Below are 2,405 nucleotides of genomic sequence, written 5' to 3' on the forward strand. Positions count from 1 at the left end.
GGCAGCCTCATCGGGTACGGCCAGACGCACCATTTCGCAGCCACGGGCCGCCAGACGGGCAATCTGCCCGAGAGTCGCCTGCGGATCGCGTGTGTCCGTATTGGTCATGCTTTGAACAACAACGGGCGCGCCGCCGCCCACGGCAACGCCGCCAAGGCGTATCGCTCTGGTATTCCTGCCCATGCCTTCTCCCAGATGAAAAACTTGGCGGCGCTGTGTCGCCATATCCTTTAAAAGCGTCTTGTAAGCTATTTCATGCAGCAAGCCAAGCAGACAGCCGATCATGCCGCTGGAACGTGTTTTGCATGTTTTTTGACACCGGGACAGGCAAGCGCCCGATTTTTCACCCCTGCACTGAAGTTTTCCGGACGGGGGCCGATAAGTATGACAGAACACCATCTGAGGTTGCCATGCACGGTTTATTGCGTTTTATACTGATCTGCGCCCTTGCGCTGTCCCTGCTGCCCGGCTGCTCTAAAGCGCCGCCTACAGCCAATGATCCCGGCTATATAGATGCCGTGGAACTGAAGCTTAAATTCCGCGAACTGGCGGACCAGATGCTGGCCACAGTACCCAATGACGCCCTGCAGGGCTTTGTTGCCATGCCCACATCATTTGTGGATGAAAACAATACCTCGCGCAGCTCTCCCCTGGGCAGACTCATGGGCGAAGCCATGTTTTACGAGTTCAACCAGCGGGGATTTCCCGCGCGTGAATACCGCCTGACGGGCAATATCGCCGTTGTCGGCGGGCGCGACGACCTGGCCCTGATCGAAAACGCCGTCATTCCCGTGGGGCAGAAATGGGCGGCTCTGGTGGTGGGAACCTATTATGTGGACAAGGACGCCACCTTCGTCAATGCCCGCCTTGTGCGGGCCACCGACGGCCTTGTCATGCGCACGGGGCAGCTTGTGCTGGTCAATACGCCCATTGTGGCCCGCATGGGCAAAACAGACCCTCCGGCCCCGAAACCCGCGCCACCGGCACAAAGTTCAAGCGTGTCCACAGCGTCTGCCGCCAAGCCTTCGGGCCAGCGCGGCAGCCTGTATCCTCCGCTTTACACGCCCGCCAGTTCCATCAGCAGCGGCAACATCGCCATCAAACAGGGCAAATAATGCCGGAAAGCAGCCATGTGTTGTAATTATATCTTGCGTATCTTTGGAATTGCTCTTGCCGCTCTGGCGCTGGGACCGCTTTTTTCGGCACTCCCGGACGGCGCGGGTGCCGTGGCCCAAAATCTTTCGGCCTATGAGCGCCCTTCGGAAAAAAACGCCGGGCAGCCCAAAAGATCGGCTGATCAGGGGCCGAACATCAGCGCCAAATATCTCAAGCAGGCCCGCGCCTATCGCGATCAGGGCAGGTATGAGCTGGCCCGGCAATCCTATGCCCAGGCTCTTTCCACCTGCCGCTCCGCCGGAGAACTGGAGGTCATTGAAAAAGAAATGGGCGGCATTGAACTTTTGCTGCGCACCATGCGCTGAGGATCGTGTCATGAGGCTTTACCTTGTTATAATTCTTGTCGTGGCGGCCCTGCTGCTGCCGCTGACCGCCGCTGCCGCAGGCAACGTACCCACGGCGGCCACCAGAATAGCCAAGCAGCTCGATGAACAGCTCATGATGCGCTATGCGGGAACTGATCCGGCAGAAAGCAAAAAATCACAGCAAGCCTTGGCTCGCGCCAATATAATGATCATGGGCACAACCCCAGCCAACCTCAATGACCTCAATGAGGCCTCGCCCCTGGCCCGACAGATGATGGAAGAAATATCGCGCTGGCTTATCAACGCGGGCTACCGCTTTCAGGAACTGCGCAAGGGACGCGACATCTATTTTGACAAAAGAAAGGGCGAGTTCATCCTTACGCGCGATGTCAACCGCCTTGCCAGCAAAATCGGCACAAGCCAGGCCATAATGGCCGGAACCTATGTGGTCAGCGGAGAGCAGGTACGTTTCAACATCCGGCTTATCCACACCACCAGCAATGAAGTGCTGGCTATGGGTTCCGGCACGATTCCCATTACCGAAGACCTGCTGCCGCTGTTGCGCGATCCATCCCCCGGCGGCAAGGGGGGCGTCACGCCCTCGGTGAATACCCGCCTGCAGTAAGGGAAATGCGGAATAAAGCGCTTCCCTCGGTTCCTGCGCGAGCAGGAACCCAAAAACGTGAACAGGGGAATTCACTTCCCCCGTTAAATGAGCGTTTTTTGTGCCTTTCCAAAAAATGGTTTCCGTTTTTTGGCATCGAGCTGAGTAAATCGAAGATTTAATCAGCGGATACTAAGTTTCTTGCCTTGGTGACCCGTTCTGTCTATAACAAGCCCGGCCCGGCGCATGCGCCGGGCCTCGACGTGTTGGCAAGGCCCGCTGAAATTTCCGCCGCCGCGCCAGCCCCTGCCGTGAGGCAG

The 2,405-nt window shown here is 57.8% G+C and carries 4 protein-coding genes; 3 read left to right on the forward strand and 1 reads right to left on the reverse strand.

Translation table 11 applies throughout. The features are described 5' to 3' along the window. A partial coding sequence (locus V6C16_RS11275; RefSeq protein ID WP_333543246.1) for a flavodoxin-dependent (E)-4-hydroxy-3-methylbut-2-enyl-diphosphate synthase occupies positions 1-183 on the reverse strand: 183 nt, incomplete at its 3' end. 227 nt (positions 184-410) lie between these two features. On the opposite strand from V6C16_RS11275, the gene V6C16_RS11280 reads away from it, so the two are divergent. Genes V6C16_RS11280 through V6C16_RS11290 form a run of 3 tightly spaced genes read left to right on the forward strand, consistent with a single transcriptional unit; the run spans position 411 to position 2,106 of the window. Further along, positions 411-1,115, forward strand: a complete 705-nt coding sequence (locus V6C16_RS11280) for a FlgO family outer membrane protein (RefSeq protein ID WP_333534725.1) — start codon at positions 411-413, stop codon at positions 1,113-1,115. A 15-nt stretch (positions 1,116-1,130) separates the two neighbouring features. Beyond that, positions 1,131-1,481: a hypothetical protein gene (locus V6C16_RS11285; RefSeq protein WP_333534724.1), complete on the forward strand. Its 351-nt coding sequence runs from the start codon at positions 1,131-1,133 to the stop codon at positions 1,479-1,481. 10 nt (positions 1,482-1,491) lie between these two features. Then, positions 1,492-2,106 (forward strand): FlgO family outer membrane protein, encoded by a 615-nt coding sequence (locus V6C16_RS11290; protein ID WP_333534723.1) that lies wholly within the window; start codon positions 1,492-1,494, stop codon positions 2,104-2,106. Positions 2,107-2,405: the final 299 nt, after the last annotated feature.

This window comes from Desulfovibrio sp. 1188_IL3213 (assembly GCF_036763145.1).
GTDB lineage: Bacteria > Desulfobacterota > Desulfovibrionia > Desulfovibrionales > Desulfovibrionaceae > Desulfovibrio.

Coding starts and splice junctions, on each gene's coding strand:
- V6C16_RS11280 (WP_333534725.1), top strand. CDS start 411: ATGCACGGTTTATTGCGTTTTATACTGATCTGCGCCCTTGCGCTGTCC.
- V6C16_RS11285 (WP_333534724.1), top strand. CDS start 1,131: ATGTGTTGTAATTATATCTTGCGTATCTTTGGAATTGCTCTTGCCGCT.
- V6C16_RS11290 (WP_333534723.1), top strand. CDS start 1,492: ATGAGGCTTTACCTTGTTATAATTCTTGTCGTGGCGGCCCTGCTGCTG.